The 19711-nt window shown below is 65.1% G+C and carries 18 protein-coding genes and 1 pseudogene; 8 read left to right on the forward strand and 11 right to left on the reverse strand.

The window, feature by feature from the left end; genetic code table 11:
• Positions 1-288 precede the first annotated feature (288 nt).
• Positions 289-987 carry a helix-turn-helix transcriptional regulator gene (locus tag BLR51_RS24120; protein WP_089851824.1) on the reverse strand — a complete coding sequence of 233 codons (699 nt, stop codon included), beginning with the start codon at positions 985-987 and terminating at the stop codon, positions 289-291.
• A 71-nt stretch (positions 988-1058) separates the two neighbouring features.
• On the opposite strand from BLR51_RS24120, the gene BLR51_RS24125 reads away from it, so the two are divergent.
• Positions 1059-1391: a DUF1761 domain-containing protein gene (locus BLR51_RS24125; protein ID WP_165616924.1), complete on the forward strand. Its 333-nt coding sequence runs from the start codon at positions 1059-1061 to the stop codon at positions 1389-1391.
• Positions 1392-1723: 332 nt separating this feature from the next.
• Here BLR51_RS24125 and BLR51_RS24130 read toward each other — a convergent pair whose 3' ends face one another.
• A complete protein-coding gene (locus BLR51_RS24130; RefSeq protein ID WP_089851799.1) occupies positions 1724-2686 on the reverse strand; it encodes a LysR family transcriptional regulator in 963 nt (320 codons plus the stop codon).
• A gap of 106 nt (positions 2687-2792) precedes the next feature.
• Between BLR51_RS24130 and BLR51_RS24135 the strand changes: the two genes are divergently transcribed.
• On the forward strand, positions 2793-3653 hold the full coding sequence (locus BLR51_RS24135; protein WP_089851828.1) for an alpha/beta fold hydrolase: 861 nt from the start codon (positions 2793-2795) through the stop codon (positions 3651-3653).
• Between the two features lie 51 nt (positions 3654-3704).
• On the opposite strand, the gene BLR51_RS24140 is transcribed toward BLR51_RS24135, so the two are convergent.
• Positions 3705-4721, reverse strand: a complete 1017-nt coding sequence (locus BLR51_RS24140; protein ID WP_089851801.1) for a substrate-binding domain-containing protein — start codon at positions 4719-4721, stop codon at positions 3705-3707.
• A gap of 176 nt (positions 4722-4897) precedes the next feature.
• Between BLR51_RS24140 and BLR51_RS24145 the strand changes: the two genes are divergently transcribed.
• The 3 genes from BLR51_RS24145 to BLR51_RS24155 are packed head-to-tail and all read left to right on the forward strand — an operon-like array spanning position 4898 to position 8342.
• Positions 4898-6241: a uracil-xanthine permease family protein gene (locus BLR51_RS24145; RefSeq protein WP_089851803.1), complete on the forward strand. Its 1344-nt coding sequence runs from the start codon at positions 4898-4900 to the stop codon at positions 6239-6241.
• Positions 6238-7635 carry an amidohydrolase family protein gene (locus tag BLR51_RS24150; RefSeq protein ID WP_089851805.1) on the forward strand — a complete coding sequence of 466 codons (1398 nt, stop codon included), beginning with the start codon at positions 6238-6240 and terminating at the stop codon, positions 7633-7635. Before BLR51_RS24145 ends, BLR51_RS24150 begins: the two co-directional genes overlap by 4 nt.
• Positions 7632-8342, forward strand: coding sequence for a sulfite exporter TauE/SafE family protein (locus tag BLR51_RS24155; protein ID WP_089851808.1), 711 nt, complete (start codon positions 7632-7634; stop codon positions 8340-8342). Before BLR51_RS24150 ends, BLR51_RS24155 begins: the two co-directional genes overlap by 4 nt.
• A 102-nt stretch (positions 8343-8444) precedes the next feature.
• Here the strand turns inward: BLR51_RS24155 and BLR51_RS24160 are convergent, their stop codons facing one another.
• Positions 8445-10433 (reverse strand): CHASE4 domain-containing protein, encoded by a 1989-nt coding sequence (locus BLR51_RS24160; protein ID WP_089851810.1) that lies wholly within the window; start codon positions 10431-10433, stop codon positions 8445-8447.
• A gap of 423 nt (positions 10434-10856) precedes the next feature.
• On the opposite strand from BLR51_RS24160, the pseudogene BLR51_RS24165 reads away from it, so the two are divergent.
• Both BLR51_RS24165 and BLR51_RS24170 read left to right on the forward strand, forming a co-directional pair.
• Positions 10857-11064 (forward strand): annotated as a pseudogene (locus BLR51_RS24165) (transposase); the annotation flags it as partial.
• A gap of 180 nt (positions 11065-11244) precedes the next feature.
• The gene (locus BLR51_RS24170) at positions 11245-11625 is read left to right on the forward strand and encodes a response regulator (protein WP_165616925.1); all 381 of its coding nucleotides are present in this window, start codon (positions 11245-11247) and stop codon (positions 11623-11625) included.
• Between the two features lie 91 nt (positions 11626-11716).
• Here BLR51_RS24170 and BLR51_RS24175 read toward each other — a convergent pair whose 3' ends face one another.
• The 4 genes from BLR51_RS24175 to BLR51_RS24190 form a co-directional block, all read right to left on the reverse strand.
• Positions 11717-15649: a PAS domain S-box protein gene (locus BLR51_RS24175; protein WP_089851814.1), complete on the reverse strand. Its 3933-nt coding sequence runs from the start codon at positions 15647-15649 to the stop codon at positions 11717-11719.
• A 216-nt stretch (positions 15650-15865) separates the two neighbouring features.
• A complete protein-coding gene (locus BLR51_RS24180; RefSeq protein ID WP_089851815.1) occupies positions 15866-16201 on the reverse strand; it encodes a VOC family protein in 336 nt (111 codons plus the stop codon).
• Positions 16202-16462: 261 nt separating this feature from the next.
• Positions 16463-16792 carry a DUF1330 domain-containing protein gene (locus BLR51_RS24185; RefSeq protein ID WP_089851817.1) on the reverse strand — a complete coding sequence of 110 codons (330 nt, stop codon included), beginning with the start codon at positions 16790-16792 and terminating at the stop codon, positions 16463-16465.
• Positions 16789-17211: a hypothetical protein gene (locus tag BLR51_RS24190; RefSeq protein WP_089851818.1), complete on the reverse strand. Its 423-nt coding sequence runs from the start codon at positions 17209-17211 to the stop codon at positions 16789-16791. Before BLR51_RS24190 ends, BLR51_RS24185 begins: the two co-directional genes overlap by 4 nt.
• A gap of 110 nt (positions 17212-17321) precedes the next feature.
• On the opposite strand from BLR51_RS24190, the gene BLR51_RS24195 reads away from it, so the two are divergent.
• A complete protein-coding gene (locus tag BLR51_RS24195; RefSeq protein WP_089851820.1) occupies positions 17322-18119 on the forward strand; it encodes a helix-turn-helix transcriptional regulator in 798 nt (265 codons plus the stop codon).
• A gap of 243 nt (positions 18120-18362) precedes the next feature.
• On the opposite strand, the gene BLR51_RS28335 is transcribed toward BLR51_RS24195, so the two are convergent.
• From BLR51_RS28335 to BLR51_RS24205, 3 genes are read right to left on the reverse strand one after another with little or no spacing between them, the layout of a single operon-like run.
• Positions 18363-18641 (reverse strand): signal transduction histidine kinase, encoded by a 279-nt coding sequence (locus tag BLR51_RS28335; RefSeq protein ID WP_242656832.1) that lies wholly within the window; start codon positions 18639-18641, stop codon positions 18363-18365.
• The gene (locus BLR51_RS28340; RefSeq protein WP_242656833.1) at positions 18634-18948 is read right to left on the reverse strand and encodes a hypothetical protein; all 315 of its coding nucleotides are present in this window, start codon (positions 18946-18948) and stop codon (positions 18634-18636) included. The genes BLR51_RS28335 and BLR51_RS28340 overlap by 8 nt, the downstream gene beginning before the upstream one ends.
• The gene (locus BLR51_RS24205; RefSeq protein WP_089851822.1) at positions 18945-19304 is read right to left on the reverse strand and encodes a TA system antitoxin ParD family protein; all 360 of its coding nucleotides are present in this window, start codon (positions 19302-19304) and stop codon (positions 18945-18947) included. Before BLR51_RS24205 ends, BLR51_RS28340 begins: the two co-directional genes overlap by 4 nt.
• Between the last annotated feature and the right edge of the window lie 407 nt (positions 19305-19711).

Consider the following 19711-nt stretch of genomic DNA (forward strand, 5'->3'; position numbering starts at 1 on the left):
CTGCTGCGTGTCGGGCACCCTAGTCAAGTGTCGCGCCAAGGCAAAGCACAGCCGACCCTTTTTGAGCGTTTTCCCTCATGATCCCAAGATGCCCCCGCAGGCCTGCAAGAAGGCAACTGGCCCTCTTCATGAGGGATCTCCCGGCCTTCTTGCATGGACTGGAAAAAGCGGGCGCCCGGATCATGACCGCAATCTCCTGCAAAGGCTTCATCTTGTCGTGCGCAATCTTCCTGCTGCGCAGGCTATCCCGTCCCCGGCTTTCACCACGGGCTGGGGTGATGGAGCGCGTCACTCGCCCTTGGCGGCCGAGGCGCGCAGCTGCGCCAGATAGGCGCGCAGCAGGGTGACCCGGCGCGGACGGAAGCTCTGCCCGTCCTCTTGGCAGGCGGCGATCCTGTCGCCCCGGAACATGCGGAAACCTTCGCGCAGGCAGCACCAGGCCAGAAGCGTGAGGCCGCGCTCGGTATACATGACGGCGAGAGGCAGGATCCGGCAGGTCGTGAGGGTGCCGTGCCTGTCCCGGTAGCCGATCCGCAGGGCGCGCTCGCCAAAGCAGGCGGCGCGGATCCTGTCCATGTCGGGGGAGGAGGGGCTGCACGGTTCCGGCCTGTAGACCTGGGACACCGCGTGAAACAGGTGCTGCGCCCGGCCTTCCGGCAGGGAGGCGGCGATCTTGGCCAGCACGGAGTCAGCGGCGCGGGCGAGGGTTTTATCCCCCATGGCCCGGACCTGAGCCAGCCCCAGAGCCAGCGCCTCCATTTCGTCGCGGTCCAGCATTTGCGGGGGCAGGGCCAGATCCTCGACCAGCCAGTAGCCATAGCCGCGCTCGCCCTCGATCCGCGCGCCTGCGGCCCGCAGGCTGTCAATGTCGCGATAGACCGAGCGGAGCGACACGCCGGTCTCCTCGGCCAGGCTTGCCGCCGTGACAGGCGCGGGCTTCATGCGCATGACCTGCAGCAGACGAAGAAGTCGGTCGGATCGTGCCACCAACCTGCTGCCGGAAATTGTCAGTAGGGCGGGTCTATACGGGGTCTAGACAGCTCGAAAGGACAAACCCCGTGCTCACCCTCTCGGATATCAGTTGGACCGGGATCATCGCCGCCGCCCTCGCCTCGTTCCTGCTGGGCGGCCTGTGGTTCACGCTGCTTTTTGGCCGCGCCTATGCGCGGGCGCTGGGGCGCGCGCCTGACCCCAAGGCGAGGCCCGCCCCGCTGATGATCGTAGGCTCCGCCCTCTGGGGCCTGATCACCGCCTTTGCCACCGCCGTGCTTATGGCGCGGCTTGGCACCGACACGCCGCCGGAGGCGCTGGGGCTCGGGCTTTTCCTTGGCTGCGGCTATCTGGCCGCGAATACCGGCCTCAACCCCAACATCCCGCGCCCCCTCCTTTAAGGCGCCATCAGCGGGGCCTATCATCTGGCCGCAGAGCTGGTGGCCGTGGCCGTGGGTTTTGCCTTTCAGGCCGGAGGATGACCGATCCCGAAGACACCGCCCTGAGCTTCGCCGATCCCGCCGTCCTTGGCCGCTGGTTTCCAGCGCATGCCGCGACCCGCGACGGGCTCTGGATCCGTCTCTGCAAGAAAGGCTAAGGCCAGCCCTGCATCGACTGGGCTGGCTGTGGGCGGGGTGCGCTGGCATGGGGCTGGATCGACGGGGGGAAGCGTTCGGTGGGGCGACCTGCCGGTCCAGCTGGTCAGCGCGCAATATCTGGATCGCACAGGATCTCATGTCTCAGGGTATGATGCAGCCTGCGGGTCTGGAGCAGATCCTCCGGGCCCGCCGGGACGGGCGCTGGCGGGGGTGAGGCGGGCCGCGTCCCTGCCCGGCTGCTCCGAAGGCCAGTCGCGTTCGCCCGCCACGATCTTGATCAGGGCCCTGACGGTGGCGCAGCGCGCCTTGGGGCCGGTGCGGATGACATAGGCAAGCTCGGGCGGCGGCGGGAAAGGTGCGGCGAGGATGTCGAGACCCGCCCCGACATGCCGCCCGTTCAGAAGGCTGACGCCCAGCCCGGCGCGCAGCGCGGAGGTCATGCCGGCGATGCTGGCGCATTCCATGACGATGCGGAATCCCATCCCCGGCTGGGCCGCGCGATGCAGGCCCCAGTCGCGGTAAAAGCAGTCGTCATCAAAGACCAGCAGCGGTATCGGCCGCGCCATGTCCAGCACGAGATCGGGCGATTTGACCCAGTGCAGGCTGTCCTCGATCAGCGTCACGTCCCCGGGTTGGCGGTCGGTGGCGAATATCTGAAACACCCCCGCATCCAGTTCGCCCCGGCTCAGGCGCTGCGCGATCACCCGGCTCTGCGCCACGCTGATCTGGACCGCGACGGCGGGGTAAAGACGGGTGAAGCGCCCGAGCACGCGGGACACCCCGCCGCTTGTCATGTCCTCGGTCACGCCCAGCCGGATCCGTCCGCTCAGCGGTTCGGTGCTCAGCGCATGCAGCGCCTCGTCATGCAGGGCGAGGATGCGGCGCCCATAGGACAGCAGCTTTTCGCCCTCCGGCGTGAACCGGGGACGGCCCGGGCGACGGTCCAGCAGCGCGCAGCCAAGCGCCGCTTCCAGCCGCCTGATCTTGTGCGAGACCGCCGGCTGCGACAGCGCAAGTGCGGCGGCGGCGCGGGACACGCCGCCATGGTCATGGATCGCGCAAAGGGCCTGCAGCGCCCCGATATCCAGCTTTGTCATGGGGAACGACATGACATATCTGGATGGTTTCTGTCAAAACCTGCATTTTACGTCATGTCACCGGTGCTCCAGTCTGGGCCTGAAGCTGCATTCCGGAGAAACCGCCATGACCCCGCTCCTCACCGACCATGTTCTTGTCAACGGCCACCGCATCGCCAGCGGAGTTCAGGGAGAGGGCGCCCCGGTCGTGTTTCTGCACGGCACGCCCTCCTCCTCGCTGATCTGGCGCAATATCGCGCCGCGCGTGGCGGCGGCGGGCTATCGCATTCATGCCTTCGATCTGCTGGGGTTCGGCCTGTCGGAGCGTCCGCAGGATCCACAGGTCGATACCTCGATTTCCGCGCAGGTGGAGATTTTCGGGGCGATGCTGGAGCACTGGGGCCTCGATCGCTGTCATCTGGTGGCGCATGACTTCGGCGGCGGCATCGCGCAGCGCTTCGGCGTCTTTCATCCGGAGCGCCTGATCTCGCTCACGATGATCGATGTGGTCAGCTATGACAGCTATCCCTCGCCGCGCACCCGGACGCAGATGGCGCAGGGCCTCGACGCGCTGGTGCAGGCCCCGGAAGACGTCCACCGGCGGCATTTCCGCGACTGGCTGCTGAGTGCTGTCCACCACAGGGACCGCTTCGCCGAGGGCCCGCTGGAGAGCTATCTCGATCATATCTCCGGGTGGATCGGGCAGCCGAGCCTCTTTCAGCATCAGATCCGGCATTACGATCCGGTCCATACGCTGGAGGTGGCCGACCGGCTGTCCGAACTGGGGCGGCTGCCGGTGCAGCTGATCTGGGGCGCCGAGGACCGCTGGCAGGTGGTCGACTGGGCGCACAGGCTTCATGACGCCATCCCCGGATCGCGGCTGACGGTTCTGGAGGAATGCGGGCATTTCGCCCCGGAAGACCAGCCTGAGCGGATCACCGCGCTTGTCCTCGCGCATCTGGGCGCCGCAGCGGAGGGCGCGGGCTGAGGGCGGGGCGGCCCTGCGGCAAGCGGGGAAGGCGCGGCGCAGGGCCGAGGTTCAGGGGCGGTCGTCCGCGCCGGGCGTCAGGGAGGAGGCCCGGGCGACAAGTTCCGGCAGATCCGCCATCTCCGCGCCCTTGTGGCCGTCGATCTGGTTCAGCAGCAGGGTGACGGCCTTTTCCGCCACCGCAGGCAGATGCAGGTCGACCGCCGTCAGCGGCGGCTGGGACAGCTTGGCGCGCAGCCCGTCATAGCGGGTCACGATGCGCAGGCTCTGCGGGATCGCGCGGCCGCGCTGCCGGGCGGCGCGCACCGCGCCGGTTGCAAAGGCGTCGATGGCGGCGAAGATGCCGTCGATCTCCGGATCGCTGTGCAGCAGGTCGCACATCTGGCCATAGGCGGTCTCCTCGGCCTCCTCCTCGTCCAGCAGCAGGAGCCGGGGGCGGATCTGCTGCCGGGCGGCGAAGGCCTCGTAAGCCTCGATGCTCTCGATCTGGCTGGTGCGCGAGCCCGCGCCGATCAGGGCCGCTACCTGACGGCAGTCCTGTCCGGCCAGATGATCCAGCAGCATCTCGGCGGTCTGCCGGGACCGGATGTCGACCGCCGGAATGTCCGGACGGCCCGCCACCGTGCCGATGGAGACGATGGGGGTCTTGCGCGCCTCGAAATGCGCGACCAGCGGGTCATTGCGCATCGGCTCGACAAGGATCACCCCGTCAAAGCTCGCCGCACTGTAGCTTTGTGCCGAAGGATGGGGCGGGATCAGGCACAGCGCCAGATCCCGCGTCAGCGCCGACATGGCCGCCGAGGCCGCGATCTCCATCAGAAAACCAAGGCGCGAGGGGCCCGCCGCCACGGCGAAGGGCATGGAGGAGGCCAGCGCGATGATCCCGGTCCGCCCGCTGCGCAGCGCGCGGGCCGTGCTGCTGGGGTGATAGCCCAGCTGGTCGGCCAGCCGCTGGATCCGGTCGCGGGTTTCGGGATCGACATGGCGGCGGCCACTGAAGGCATGAGAGACCGTCGTCACCGACACGCCCGCCGCCCGGGCCAGATCCGAGATGGTCGGTTTTCGCACCTGATCCCCCGTCCACGCTGCGCGGCCTTCCTAGCACCCGCGCCGCAGCGAGGCAACAAAACGATTTGCACGAATCGTTCACCATGGTAAATCGGAGTTTAGCAAAACGATTTGCATAAAAATCGCAGAAGATTTGCGCAAGCAGACGACCGCACATGCACACAGGGAGAATGCATATGACGAAGGTGCTGGACCAACACCCCCGGCTCGATCCGGTGGACGAGAAACTGCCGCTGAAGGATCTGGTCCTTTATGGCTTCCAGCATGTGCTGGTCATGGCCGCCTCGCCGATCACGGCGGTGTTTCTGGTTGCGCAGACGCTGGGCTTCGAGCCTGCGCTGACGGTGTCGATCATCAGCGCGACCTTTCTGGTCTGCGGTCTGGGCTCGATCCTGCAGAGCTTCGGTCCGGCGGGGCTGGGGGCGCGGCTGCCCTTCATCATGGTGCCGGGGGGTGCCCCCATCGCGATCTTCCTTGCCATCGCCACGCAGACCGACGTGCAGACCGCCGTTGGCGCGGTGCTGATGACGGGGCTGTTCTATTTCCTCGCGCTGCCGGTCTTCCGGCGGCTGCTGCGGTTCTTTCCGCCAATCGTGGTGGGCACGATGCTGCTGCTGGTCGCGGTGAACCTCGTCAAGATCTATGGCGGCGCCATCACCGGCAGGCCGGGCAGCGAGGGCTTTGCCGATCCGGTCAATGTGGGCCTTGCCCTTGCGACCATCGCGCTGACGGTGATCTTCTCGCGCGTCTTCACCGGCACGCTGCAGCGGATCTCGGTCATGCTGGGGCTGATCGCGGGCACGCTTCTGGCGGCGGCGCTGGGGCGGCTTGACGCCTCGGGCGTGATGCAGGGTCCGCTGCTGGCGGTGCCGCAGCTGTTTCCCTTCGGCATGCCGAAATTCGACATCCTCGCCTCGCTGCCGCTGATCATCTTCTCGATCATCTCGATGGCCGAGGCCACCGGCCAGACCATCGCCACCGCCGAGATCGTGGACCGCAAGGGCGATGCCCATGCCATCGTGCCGCGCACCATCCGCGGCGATGCCGTGGCCTCGGTTCTGGGCGGCGTGTTCGGCACCTCGCTCATCATCACCTCGGGCGAAAATGTCGGCATCGTCCGCGCCACCGGCGTGCGCTCGCGCTATGTGACCGCGGCGGCGGGGGTGATCCTTGTCATCATCGCGCTGATCGCGCCGGTGTCGCGGCTGGCCAGCGTGCTGCCCGGGGCGGTCGTGGGCGGCACCGCGGTCATCGTCTTCTCGATCATCGGCGTGATCGGCATCCATGTGCTGAGCCGGGTCGACCTGCGCGACCATGGCGCGATGTTCACCCTCGCCTCGGGGCTTGCCATGGGGCTGATGCCGATCCTCGTGCCGGGCGTCTACAGCCAGTTCCCGCAATGGTCGCAGATGATCCTCGGCAACGGCCTCGCGATGGGGACGATCACCGCCGCCCTCGTCAACGCGATGTTCCAGTTCAACGCACCCAAACCTCATGACACGGTGGAGACTGCCCAGTGACCGACCTTCGTCACGCCTTTGCGTCGACCGAAAACCTGATCGTGGCTCCGGGGCGGCTTCTGCTGCCCTCGGGTCCCCGGCCCGGACTGGCCGTCCTGCTGAAGGCGGGCCGCTTTGCCGAGATCGCCGAGGCGGAGGTGCTGCGTGCCCGCCATCCCGGCGCGGGCCGGGTCGACCTGCCGCATCACCTGATGATGCCCGGTTTCATCGACACCCATACCCATCTGACCCAGTCGCTGGGCAAGTCGCTGGTGTTCGGCGAGCCCTCCGAGATCTTCCGCCGCATCTGGGTGCCGCTGGAGGGCAGCCTTGACGAGCATATGGTCTATCTCTCCGCCAAGCTTGCGGCGCTGGAATGCCTGCGCGGCGGCTTCACCACCGCCGTCGATGCCGGCACGCGGTCAGCGGGCCATGTGGGCAGGCTCGCGGATGCGGCGCGCGAAACCGGGCTGCGGACCGTGATCGCGCGGATCTGCAACGATCTGGGCGGATCGGCTGAAATCCCCGACCGCGACAGCATCCTCCGCAGCGCCGAGGCGCATCTGGCCCATTATGCGGGCGATCCGCTGATCCATCCGTCGCTGGCGATCTCGATCCCGGAGGCGGCGAGCGACGGCATGCTGCGCGATGTCGCGCGTCTGGCGGCAGAGGCGGGGGCGGTCTTTCAGACCCATGTGAACGAGCATCTGGCCGCGGTCGAACGGTCGCTGATCGCGCGGGGCCGCCGCCCGCTGGAGCATCTGGCCCATGTCGGCGCGCTTGGGCCGCAGACCCTGATCGCCCATGCCACGCTGGTCACGCCCTCCGAACTGACCCTGCTGCGCGAGACCGGAACGGCGGTGGCCTATAACCCCGTGGCCTCGGTCTGGAAGGGCAATGCCGTGGCGCCCGCGCTGCAGATGCAGGCGCTGGGGATCCGGTTCGGGCTTGGCACGGATGGCACGCGCGCCGACGGCTTCCGGCTGATGGATGCCGCCGAAAGCCTGCAGCGCATCAGCTATGGCCTTGCCTCGGGGGACAGTTCCTGCGGCGCGGGCTGGCTGTGGCTGGAGGCCGCCACCCGCATGGCCGCCGAGGCCAGCGGCCTTGCCGCCGTCACCGGCCGCATCGCGCCGGGCCTTGCGGCGGATTTCCTGCTGGTGGATCTCGACCGCCCGGAATTCACCCCCTCTCACGATCTGACATGGGAGCTGGTGCGCTATGGCAGCCGCGACCAGATCGACGCGGTCTTCACCTGCGGGCGGCTGCGCATGGTCGGGGGCTGGCCCGTCGACTGGGACGCCCGCGCCCTGATGGCCGAAATCCGCGACCGGGCGGGCCCCGCGATTGCCGCGGCGCCGATCCAGCGCCTTCATCCGACGGCGGACAGCCTGAGCGCCACGAGGCCCGCGTGACCCTGACGATCTTCCTGACCCTGTCGCTGCTGGTGGGCGGTGCCGCCTTCATCCAAGGCGCCGTCGGCATCGGCTTTGCGCTGATCATGGCGCCGGTCTTCGGCTTCGTCGATGCCACCTATCTGCCGGTGACGCTGCTGGTGCTCATGCTGCCGCTCAACCTGCTTGTCGCATGGCGAGAGCGTCAGGCCATCGACCGGCAGGGGGCGGGCTGGATCACGGCGGGCCGCTTTTTCGGCACCTTTCTGGGCATGGCGGTGCTGATCGCGCTGTCGGTCCGCCAGCTCGAGATCGCGGTGGGGCTTTTGACCATCCTTGCCGCGGCGGTGGCGCTGATGGCGCCGCCCTTCCGGATCACCCCGCCAGCTTCGGTGGGGGTGGGGCTCTTCACCGGCATCACCGAAACCGCCACCGGCATCGGCGGCCCGCCCCTCGCGCTGCTCTATCAGCATGCCGAGGGGCCGACCCTGCGCGCCACCGTCGCCACCTGCTTTCTGGTGGGCGAGGTCATCTCGCTGGTGATCCTGCTGCTGTCGGGCCGCATCACGCAGGACCAGATGCTGGCGGCGGTCATGCTTGTGCCCGCCGTGCTGGTCGGCACCCTCCTCTCCCGCGTGGTCCATGCCCGCATCAACGGTCCGGCGCTGCGGCTTGCGGTGCTGATCTTCTCCATCATCAGCGGCGCCGCCCTGATCCTGAAGGGGTAGTCGTTGAGGCCGCAGGGGAGGGGGCCGGGACCGGTCATCTGGCGCGACGTCAGCAGGCCTGTCCAATCGGCACTCGGTCAGCCGGTTCGGCTTTCATCGGGCTCACGCCTCCAGAACCTGACGTATCTTCAAAGCAAGTTCGGAGCGGCGATAGGGTTTGCTCAGCAGTTCCGTGCCCGGGGCGAGCCGCCCATGATGTATGATCGCGTTTTCGGAATAGCCGGAGGTGTAAAGAAGCTTGAGCTGAGGATTGATCGCTTTGGCAGCCTCGGCAACCTGCTGCCCGTTCATGCCTCCGGGCAAGATGATATCGGTCAGAAGCAGGTCAATGTCCCTGCGTTCTTTCAGGATGGCCAGTGCGGCGGCGCCGGCTGGGGCCGCCAGAACGCTATAGCCAAGATCCGTCAGCTGGGACGAAAGCTGCTGCGAGATCAGGCTGTCGTCTTCCACGATCAGAATGGTCTCCTGCCCGGGCAGGGCGGCTTTTTCTTGCACCTTTCCGGCTGGTGCCGGAGTGGTGCCATAATACCGTGGGAAATAGATCTTTACGGTCGTGCCATTGCCGGGCTCCGAATAGACGCTGATATGACCCCCGGTCTGCTTCACGAAGCCATAGACCATGCTCAGCCCCAGACCGGTGCCCTTTCCGACGGGCTTCGTGGTGAAGAACGGCTCAAATACCCGGCCAAGCTGCTCTTTCGCGATGCCGTGGCCGTTATCGCTGACCGAGATCATGGCGAATTCACCCGCAGTCAGGCCGGGTTCGCTTGCCACATAGTCCTCGTCCAGGGCCACATTGGCCGTCTCGATCGTCAGGACACCCCCTTCGGGCATGGCATCCCGGGAGTTGATCGCAAGATTAAGCAATGCGGACTCGATCTGGGCGGGGTCGACCTCTGTCCGCCAGAGATCTGCTGCGGCCACGATCCTGATGTCGATGTCCTTGGTGATTGTGCGGCGCAACATGCCTTCCATTCCAGAGACGACAGCGTTCAGGTCGGTGACCTGCGGCTGCAGCGCCTGCTTGCGGGAAAACGCCAGCAGGCGGCTTGTCAGGTCCGCAGCGCGGTCCGCGGCCAGCGCGGTCAGATCGGCGGAGGGCCGCAGGGGATGGTCCGGTCCCAGCCGGTCCTGAATCGCCTCGGTATTTCCCATGATGATCGTCAGCAGGTTGTTGAAATCATGGGCGATGCCCCCGGTCAGCTGGCCCACCGCTTCCAGCCTTTGCGACTGCTGCAGCCGCTCCTCGCTTGTCCGCAACTGTTTCGACACGCGGAGCAGACGCTGAATGATCCACCAAAGAAAAAACGCGATTGCCACAGCACTGGCAAACAGCACAGGCAGGACGCTGAAAAAAAGCCCCATCCCGGGGCGTTCGGGTGTCCAGACCAGCCATGTCACGGGCGCCCCGTCGCTATCGGTCACAGGCACCCTTGCCAGGTCATCCGAGGAGCCATCGTCTGAAAAGGTGACCTGCCGGAGCTCGATAGGATCGCCAATTGTCCGGGCAAACTCCGCGTCGAGATATCTCACCGCAACATGAAGGTTTTCGGAGCCGGGGACCTGCGCGATCTCCCCGGTATCGGAGATGATGGGGACAATGGCGACAATGGCCGGGCCGGTATCGAGGTGTACCGCAGAAACCACCGACACCTCGGCCAGTTCTTCGTAAGGATTTTCGACATTCAGACTTGCCTCGGACATGAGGGCGCGCAGCCGCCCGACGAGCGGGGCAATGTCCTCCGCACGCGCGTCAAAGACGTCCAGAGGCTGGCGCTCTTCATTGATCGAGGCAAAGATCGGGCGGTCGTCGCGATCCAGAAGATAGCTTTCGTCATGCCCGAAATAATCCTGCATCCAGGCGCCAAGATTTCCGTCGATCCAGTCGTCATCGCGCAGTTCGGTGTTGAGGACCGCGTCATCCCAGACCGTGGCGCTGCGCTGCTGATCCGGCAGGCTGCTGATTTCCGCCTCGAGAAGTCTTGCCGCAAAGCGTTCCTGCCTTGCCTTCGCAGTCGTATCCGTCACGCTGATTGCGTTATAGCCCACAACGATCAGGCTCAGGGCGACTATCCCCAATACAACCAGCATGGAGAGAAACAGCTGACGGTGTAGCGGCTGTTTCTGTCGGTCATCTTTCCAAAAAGTCACGATAGGAATAGCTTTCTGTATTTTTTGGATGTGTGAGCAAATGACCGTATGATCGCGACATGACAGGCCTCAGTCTGAAACCCGCCCCCTCAGCACCGTAGCACGCCCTAGAGGTTGATGACATTGTGACTGTGTCCCGTCCCAGCGGAATCTGCGCAGGGCAGGCCACCAATGTGAATGCCTCGGCTGACCGACGCCGGGCAGGCATCTGATGGGGGCGGCTTCTATGGCAGGCGCGGATCCAGGCATCAAGGGCATGCGTCGCGTGCTGTCGGTGGATGTCGGCCCCGTCAGAGGTCCTATGAGGCGCGTGTCCGGGATTTACCGAAATGCCCGTCCCGGATTTTGCGAAACCCGCAAACGATTAAGATATCGAAGTTCATAGACACGCAGAAGGCGTTGATCCTGAAACAAGGCGAGGAGGGGACGTCGGTCGCCGAGAAGTGCCTCAAGGCAGGGATCAGGCAGTCGACCTACTTTGCCTAGAAGAAGTATGGCGGGTTGCTGCCTGACGAGAAGCGCCGACTGAAGCAGCTTGAGGACGAGCGCGAGGCTGAAGCGAATCGTCGCGGGTCCAGCTGGCTCTGTATGATCCTGTTTGGTCATGCTAAACGACCTGGCAGGTTTGCCTGCGCCCGAAAGCACCTTAGGTCATGTTGCCAAAGGGGGCATGCGCCTCCGCGGGGTCGGGGCGGCAGCGTTGGATTTTCTGCAGCCTTGTAGGCACGTCTCGTCGAAGGAGGGAACAAGAATGGCGAAGATCCTCATCGTAGATGACGATGCTGCCGTAGCGGCGACCATGGAGACCATTCTCGTGACTTCCGGGCACGAGGTGACTGTGGAAAGCTCTTCCGACCGCGTCCCCAAGATGCTGTCCAAGGAAAGCTTCGATCTGATCATTTCAGACCTCTTCATGCCGCATTTTGACGGGCTGGAGATGGTTATGGAAATCCGCAAGGTCTGCAAAAAGACGCCCATCCTGATCGTCACGGGGGGATCCCGGTATATCCCTACGGGAACTGCCGAATTGCGCGGAATTACCAGCAGTGCCGAGCTCTTCGGGGCAAACGCGATCCTGCAGAAGCCGTTCAGAAGGGCAACGCTGCTGAACGCCGTCGACGACCTGCTCTAGCGGCTTTCTGGTCCGGGCCGGTTTCCTGTGCCGCAAGGCTGCAAGGGTCTGACCCTCCGCCCGCGGCATCGCCATGCCCAACCGCTCCGCCTCAGTCTTCGGCGTTGTCCAAGGCCTCGCGGATTTTTACGGCCAGTTTTTCACGCCGGTAGGGCTTGCTTAGCAGCTTGACGCCCGGGTCCAGACGCCCGTGATGGACGATCGAGTTTTCAGTATAGCCGGACGTGAACAGGACCTTCAGGCTTGGCCGAAGCTTGCGCGCCGCATCCGCGAGATCCCGCCCCCCCATGCCCCCCGGCATGACCACATCGGTGAACAGCAGGTCGACCGCAGGCGACTGGTCCAGAACGTCCATGGCCTCGGCGCCTGTGGCGGCTTCCAGCACCTGATAGCCCAGCCCCTGAAGCTGCGCGGTGACATGCTGGCGGACAGCGTCGTCATCTTCGACCACAAGAATGGTCTCGGTGCCGCCGATCAGCTTGCGCCCGGCAGGGAGCGTGACGATGACCTCCTGCTTGATCCGGGAGCGCGGGAAATACATCTTGATCGCGGTGCCTTCGCCCAGTTCCGAATAGACCCGGATATGTCCGCCGGACTGTTTGACGAAGCCGTAGACCATGCTCAGCCCGAGGCCGGAGCCTTTGCCCACCTCCTTTGTGGTGAAGAATGGCTCGAACACCCGGTCGATCACCTCCGGCGGAATTCCGGTGCCCGTGTCGGTGACGACAATCACCACATATTGCCCGGCTCTGACATCGGGTTCCAGGGCGACATACTCGTCATCCAGCATGGCATTGGCCATCTCGATGGTCAGGTTGCCGCCATCCGGCATGGCGTCGCGGGCGTTTACGGCGAGATTGAGCAGCGCCAGTTCAAGCTGCGAGGCATCCGCTTCGATTTTCCAGAGCCCGCCCGCGCGCACGATCTCGATCTCGACGCTTTCGGGCAGCGTCCGCCGCAGCAGCCCGTCCATGCCCTGAACAAGCTGCGCGACATCCAGAACCTTGGGCTCGAGGGCCTGTCTGCGGGAAAAGGCCAGCAGCCGGCTGGTCAGCTCCGCCCCGCGGTCGGCCGCGTCCAAAGACATCTTGGCCAGTCTCTGCAGATGCGGCAGCTCGCCCAGATCCTCTGCAAGGATTTCGGTGTTGCCAAGGATGATCGTCAGTAAGTTGTTGAAATCATGCGCTATGCCGCCAGTCAGCTGACCGACCGTTTCCATTTTCTGGGCTTGGCTCAGCCGCTCTTCGAGCAGTTTCTGATCTGTAATATCGGTCAGCGATCCCAGAACACGGCGCACCCTGCCGTTGTCATCGCGCAGGGCAAAGGCCCTGTCCTCGACAAATGCCCAGCTGCCATCTGCCCGCCGAAACCGGTATTGCTCGCGCAGGACGCTGTCCTGATCCGTCATCAGACGGTCCAAGGCGGCATTGACCTGCGCCATGTCGTCGGGATGGACATGCCGGCGCCAGACGGTCGGCACCGTGCCGGACGTATCCCTTTCATGTCCAAAAATGTCGCGCAGGCCCTCGCTCCACCATTGCTGGCCAATCGTCACGTCCCAGTCCCAGATGGCGCTGCCCGCCGCCTTGCTGACCAGACGGAACCGTTCCTCATTGGCCTGAAGCGCCAGATCGGCCTGTTTGCGCGCGGTGATGTCCCGCTCGACTGCGATCCAATGGGTAAACCAGCCCGTCTCGTCCGCCATCGGCACGATGTCGAGCTCCAGCCAGAATTCCTCGCCGGACTTGGTGTAATTGATCAGCTCGGACCGGACCGGCTGCCATTTCTCCAGCGCCTGACGGATACGGTAAAGCTCCTCGTGCTGGGTCTTCGGGCCCTGCAGCAGGCGGGGGGTCAGTCCGATCACCTCATCGCGGGAAAAGCCGGTGAGCCGTTCGAAGGCGTCATTGACATAGACGATTTTTGGACCATCCGGTGCGTCGATCGGCTCTGCTTCGGTAATCAGCAGAATGTCGCTCTGACGCGAGACTGCGGCTTCCAGAAGACGCAGGTGGGCATTCTGGGCGCGTTGCTGCGTGACGTCCCGGAAATATACCGCAAGCCCGGCTGTGGTGGGGTCCGCACTGACTTCGAACCATCTCTGCAGCGGAGGATAATACGCTTGAAACCGGACGGCGCACCCTTCGGCGACCGCGCGCTCGTAATTCTCCTGAAAGGTGCTGCCGACCGCCTCCGGGAATTCCTGCCAGAGGGATTTGCCCAGCAGGTCGTCTCGCGTACGTTGCAGAAATGCTTCAGCCGTGGAGTTCATGAAGGCAAACTGCCAGGCCTCGTTCAGCAGGAAAAAGGCATCGTTCATGCCCTCCAGCGTTGCCCGGAGCCGCGCGGACAGGTCCGAGGCCTTGTCCTGCACCGCAATCAGGTCGGTGATGTCCTGAAACGCGCCTTCGACCGCGACGATTGCGCCGCTCTCGTCGCGGATCGGCTCGCCGAGCGTGCGCACCCAGACCCGCCGTCCCTTGGCTGTTTCTATCTGCACGGTTTCGTTGTAGGGGCGGCCTTCCTTGGCACAGGCCTCGAATTTTGCGCGAATGCGGTCGCGATGTTCCGGGATGTAGTAAGAGATGGCCTGATCCAGCGTCGGCGAGAAGCCGTCGGGCTCATCGTGAATGTCCGCGGTCACGTCACACCATGACACATGCGTGTCCTGAAGGCTTGCGTGCCAGCTTCCGAGGCGCGCCAGACGGCCCGCAAGCTCGCGCCGCCGTCCCTGACGCAGCAGTTCTTCCTCGGTCAGCTTGATGGCGGTGATGTCCTGCACGAAGCCTATGGCGATTTCGCGCCCGTCCACCTGATGCCGCACGCCGACGCCCCGGATATGCGACAGCGTTCCGTCGGCGCGGAGAATCCGGTGCTGGAACTCGATCTCCGGCGCGCCCGACTCGAAGAAACAGGTATAGGCGGCCAGCATCTGCTGCCGGTCATCGGGATGCACCAGCGCGACATAGCCATCAAAATCCGGCGGGTCCCGGTCGCGCGGGACGCCGTAAATGTCGAACGCCCGGTCAGACCAGCTCAGGGCGCCGCGTTCGAAGTCATATTCCCATGCGCCGAGATCCAGCAGCATCTCCGCGGTTTTCAGCCGCGTTTCCCGCTCGCGCAGCGCAAAGAGCGCGGTGCGCGTCTGCAGCGCGGTGATGGCGTCGGCCCCGGGCGTGTCGGGTGCGCCTTTCCCGGCCAGAACCTCGGTCATGTCCTCGACACGGTGGACGATGTAGATGAGATGCCCGTCAGCATCGAGCACGGGCTTGTTGCGCGGCAGCCAGAACCGGTCCTGCAATGCGCCATCGGACTGACGCACGGGCTGGCATTGCAGGTTCATCACATCGGTCACGCGCAGCGAGGCCACGCGGCGCAGCGAGGCGCGAAGGTTGCCCGCGTCATCCGCCTGCGGGTCGACGGGGTCGTCGGGGAACAGGTCCAGCAGCCGCCTGCCCAGCAACGCGTCGCGGTCCAGCCTCACGGCATGCGCATATTCATCGGTGACGGCGACAATCGTGTAGTCCCCCGGTGTCAGCACCACCATCTTGCCGGGAAGCCCGTCAAACAGCCTCGAAAGATGCGCCGCCGACAGGCTGGCAGTCCGGCGCAGCGTTTCGTTCTGATGGCTCAGCGCTTCGACAAGCGCTTCGGCTTGGGCAATCCGCGTCACATCGCGGATGCTTGCCACGACCGCCTCCACCCCTTCGACCACGACCTTGCTCCAGGTGAACGAGGCGGTATAGGGAATGCCCGAGCTTGCGACGATGGTCCAAGTCCCGGCATCGGCTCTGACGCCATCAAACGCGCGGACGCGATCCACGATCCTGCCCCGGTCCGCTTCGGGCCGCAGATCGGCGATGGTCATGGCCTGCAATGTCTCTGCGTCATATCCGACCCAGTCGCGCGCGGCGGCGTTCGCGCTCAGAATCCGAAGGGTTTTGGTCGAAAACACCCAGACCGGAAGCGAAAGGGGATCATAGGCGTCTATCGCCGCGCGAGACAGCACCGGAAATGTGGTCATTATTGCCTCACAGTCTGGTGGTGAACTCTTGTTATTGAAACTATTTACAAAAACTAACTTAAGCAAATTAATTCACTGCAAATCGGGTCCTGCGAGATACGCGCAGATCTGCGTGTTCTGACCTGCCGCAGCCAGCCTGACACGCAAAGACCCCTCCGGACGCCCCAGCGGCGGTGCGTCGGAATTGCCGGATTTCACCAGGAACAGCCGGTGCGGTCATTCGTTCCTGAGCAGCAGGACCACGCCAGCCGGATCCGAAGTCCAATGCCCGGTCACCCCGTCCAGAGGCTCCAGCTCGTCGCGCTGCGGGCTTTCCAGATGATCGAGCGCGCGATCCGGATCCTCTGTAAAAAGCTCCAGCCAGACGTCAGACTGACTTTGCCGTTCGACCCTGTCCACCCACAAGGTCATCTCGCCAAAGACAAATCCGACGCTGTTCGTCAGCTCCCTTGCGACCTTCAGCCCCACCTTGTCGCGGTAGAAGGCCACCGTTTCCTGCCATTTGTGACGCGGCACCTTGATTGCGATATTTTTCCCCGGCCGGATTTTCATGGGCTCTCCCTTTTGACTGGCGCCATTCCTGAAGCTGCGCCCCCTGAATCTAGCACCTGCCACCCCAGCTCGTCGCCCCATGCCGGGCAGCACCTGCCCGCCGATTTCACACCCCCGCAGGATGACAGCGCGGATCACCGCGCAATTCGGGCCGGGGGCAGCGGTCTTTGTGGCCCGGATGGGATCCGCGCGGGATCCGGTAAATGACCGCAGGATCCCCCTGATATGCGGCATGGGCGGCGATCCCTGACGCGCCTGCGGTCATGCTTCCTGCCGAAGGATGTCGGGTGCGCGATGTTCCGCAGCCACACCTTCGATGAGGAACACGTCGCCTTCGGCATTCTGCGACCGAAGCGGCAGGATTTTCTGATAGCCGGGCGATCCATACCAGCCTCGGGCCCGGGCCAGATCCGGGAAGGCGATCACGATCAGATCGCCGGTGAAGCTCCCTTCCAGCAGATGGTTCTGGCCGCCATGAATGAGGAACCGTCCGTCGAACGGTGCCAGAGTGGCATCGATGGCGTCGAGATAGGCGATGATCTCCGGTCCCATCTGGACGGTCCGCAGATGGCCGATGGCATAGCAGGTCATGGGCGCGGTCTTTCGGTTCGGCGTCGGATTTTCGCAATGGCCGCAGGACGTGCCGTCCATTCCAGCCAGGAGAACAGCGCGACGCCCGCGGCCTGCGCCAGAACGCAGACCCAGCCCAGGGCGCTTGGCGCAAACACGCCCGCCCCGGGCAGGATCAGGCTGGCCGCAACCCAGAGCAGGTTTGCCGCCACGATCACGGCGACCGCCCAGCCGGGCGGAGGCACGGCTCTGGCCACAAGCGCCATGAAGGCGGCGACGGGCAGCAGCAGCCCCGCCCAGAACAGCAGTCCTGACGGAATCTGCGTCAGCCGCGCAACCGGCCCCGCGGCCAGAACAAGCAGCAGCCCCATGCCGGTGCATGTCGCCGCGTCGAGGGCGAGGATGTTTCTCAGGCTGGGTCGGTGGGGATCGTTGGTCATTTCAGGCTCCGCTTGCCGAAGGGATGACCCGACTATCTTGCGACCGGCGACAGCCGTCGATTACCTCAGAGGTAATTGGACCGAGGCGCATGAACAAAGAGGCTGCCCCCATGGAGCAGAAGCACACGGTCGGATCCTTGTTGAAGCAGTGGCGGACCCGGCGCAGGCTCAGCCAGCTCGCGCTTGCTCTCGAGGCGCAGATTTCACAGCGTCACCTGAGCTTTCTGGAATCGGGCCGCTCCCAGCCGAGCCGCGACATGATCCTGCAACTGGCCGAACATCTCGGCCTGCCGCTGCGGGACCGGAATCTCATGCTCAACGCGGGCGGTTATGCGGCGCAGTTCCCGCAACGCCCGCTTGACGCGCCCGACCTTTCTGCCGCCCGCGAGGCGGTCAGCCGTATTCTGCGCGGGCATCTGCCGCATCCCGCGCTGGTGGTGGATCGCCACTGGACCCTGCTCGCCGCAAACGCCGCCGTGCCTTACCTGCTGACCGGCGTCGCGCCGCACCTGCTGGCAGGGGAGGTGAACGTTCTGCGCGCAAGCCTCCATCCGGAAGGCCTCGCCCCGCGTATCCTCAACCTTGGCGCGTGGCGCGCGCATGTCCTTGCCCGGCTGGATCATGAGATCGAGGCAACGGCTGACGCGCGCCTTGCCGCTCTCCGGGCCGAACTCACAGCGCTGCCCTGCCCCGAACCCGCAAAACAGCCCCGAATGCCAAGGCAGCCTCAGGATATCGCGGTCCCGCTGCGGCTGAAAAGCAGCAGGGGTCTGCTGTCCTTCATCAGCACGACGACGGTTTTTGGCACGGCGGTCGATGTCACCCTGTCCGAAGTGACGATCGAGGCGTTCTTTCCCGCCGATCAGGACACAGCCGAGGCCATGGCAGGCCTCGACCTCGGATCATGACCGGCATTGGCAGGCCGACAGCAGACCCCGGAAAGATCTGCGCCAAGGCCAGCGGTCCGCAGGCGACCCGGGGTGACAGCATCCTATGCCGGGAAACTCTGGCTTCAGGTCCGCAGGCTGACGGATATCCCGCTTGCCCGATGCCTTGAGGAGGTTGCCCGGACGGGCTCTGCCGTCAGGAAATGGCCTCTTCCATGGCAGATGCAGGGCGCGCGCATCCTCTGTCGCGGGCAAAACGCGGCGTCAGATCACCAGATCCTCGGCATAGCCGGACAGGATCCAGCGCGGCAGCACCGGTTCCGCCTGAAGAAGACGCCCCGCGGCAAAGAGGAGGGACCGGCGAGGCGGCGCGTTGAGCGTCGAGTTGTCGAAGACCATGCCCCGGTCGGCCTGACGCACGGCCTGCCGGATCAGGGGCTGGCCTCTTGCATAGCGGTCCCGGATCTTCTGCTCGGGGACGTCGTGGCCTCCTTCCTCGGTGCGGGCCCGCACCCGCGCGACCGAGAGGTCCGGGTCATCCACGCCCACATGCATGACGACGACCATATAACCGCGCGCGCGCGTCCCTGATGACGTCGAGCTTCGAGGGGTGGGAGAAGACGGTCTCGGTCGCGAAGCTCTTGCGGGCCTCCAGAAGGTCCGCCCGGCGTTCGGCGGCGATCTGTGCCGCCCTGTAGGACGCCTCCATCGAGGCATCCCTGAGCTCGTCGCGCTGGATCAGGTCCGCATTGATGAACGGCCCGGAAAAGCTCGGGGCGACCCGGGTCTGATAGAGCGTGGATTTTCCCGCCCCGTTCGGGCCCGCAAGCAGGACGAGACTGGGTCTCATGCTGCCGCGTCAGATCCTGCCGCATGAATGAGGTTTCCGGCCGCGTCGAGGCCGACACCCCGGCCAAGCTTCTGCCGCTTGGCGAAAAAGGCCTGTTCCGTCGTGGAAGGAGCAGACATCTTTTCGGTGAAGGCATCCAGCCAGGCGGCGGCTTCCTCGTCCCCGAGCTCGACCGTGTCGAGGCGGCCCTCCAGTGCTGCCGTCACGCGGGTATGGTCATAGGCGCCCGACTGCTCGATCGCCCGCCCGAGCCGCAGCCAGTGGGTGATCTGGCCAGCAACGGACCGGCTGTGGAGATCGGCTTCCCGGCGCACGCTCGCCATCACGTCATCTGAAAGCTTCACTGACTGGGCCATGATGTCCTCCTCGATCTCCCGCCAAGGTGGCATTTTGCCACCTCAAAATCAAGGGGAGGGGCCGGCCCCGTGACCGCGCCTTCTTTTGCGCAGAGGGGGGGCTGGAGGCGAGGCGGACGTCCCCGGGGCCGGGCGCACGCGGTGCCGCAGGCCCCATCTCTCGCCGGGGGATAGGGCAGGGATTCGGAGGATGGGGGCCCAAGGGGCGCGCGATGCGCGCCTGAAGGTCCAGGCCAGCGCCCGAGAGGGGCGCAACGCCCTCGGGATAGGCGAAAAACCTTTCTTTCTGCTGCACGTGAAGTTTTTGCGAAAAAGGGGTTGCGGGTGTTTGTGGTATTCCGTAGATAGCCCCTCACCGGCGGCGCTGAGGTGCTGACGGGACGCCAGACGGGGCGGCGGCGAGGCGG

It is taken from the genome of Salipiger marinus, assembly GCF_900100085.1.
GTDB lineage: Bacteria > Pseudomonadota > Alphaproteobacteria > Rhodobacterales > Rhodobacteraceae > Salipiger > Salipiger marinus.

Coding starts and splice junctions, on each gene's coding strand:
- BLR51_RS24130 (WP_089851799.1), bottom strand. CDS start 2,686: ATGACAAAGCTGGATATCGGGGCGCTGCAGGCCCTTTGCGCGATCCAT.
- BLR51_RS24135 (WP_089851828.1), top strand. CDS start 2,793: ATGACCCCGCTCCTCACCGACCATGTTCTTGTCAACGGCCACCGCATC.
- BLR51_RS24145 (WP_089851803.1), top strand. CDS start 4,898: ATGACGAAGGTGCTGGACCAACACCCCCGGCTCGATCCGGTGGACGAG.
- BLR51_RS24160 (WP_089851810.1), bottom strand. CDS start 10,433: ATGCTGGTTGTATTGGGGATAGTCGCCCTGAGCCTGATCGTTGTGGGC.
- BLR51_RS24170 (WP_165616925.1), top strand. CDS start 11,245: ATGGCGAAGATCCTCATCGTAGATGACGATGCTGCCGTAGCGGCGACC.
- BLR51_RS24175 (WP_089851814.1), bottom strand. CDS start 15,649: ATGACCACATTTCCGGTGCTGTCTCGCGCGGCGATAGACGCCTATGAT.
- BLR51_RS24180 (WP_089851815.1), bottom strand. CDS start 16,201: ATGAAAATCCGGCCGGGGAAAAATATCGCAATCAAGGTGCCGCGTCAC.
- BLR51_RS24185 (WP_089851817.1), bottom strand. CDS start 16,792: ATGACCTGCTATGCCATCGGCCATCTGCGGACCGTCCAGATGGGACCG.
- BLR51_RS24190 (WP_089851818.1), bottom strand. CDS start 17,211: ATGACCAACGATCCCCACCGACCCAGCCTGAGAAACATCCTCGCCCTC.
- BLR51_RS24195 (WP_089851820.1), top strand. CDS start 17,322: ATGGAGCAGAAGCACACGGTCGGATCCTTGTTGAAGCAGTGGCGGACC.
- BLR51_RS28340 (WP_242656833.1), bottom strand. CDS start 18,948: ATGAGACCCAGTCTCGTCCTGCTTGCGGGCCCGAACGGGGCGGGAAAA.
- BLR51_RS24205 (WP_089851822.1), bottom strand. CDS start 19,304: ATGGCCCAGTCAGTGAAGCTTTCAGATGACGTGATGGCGAGCGTGCGC.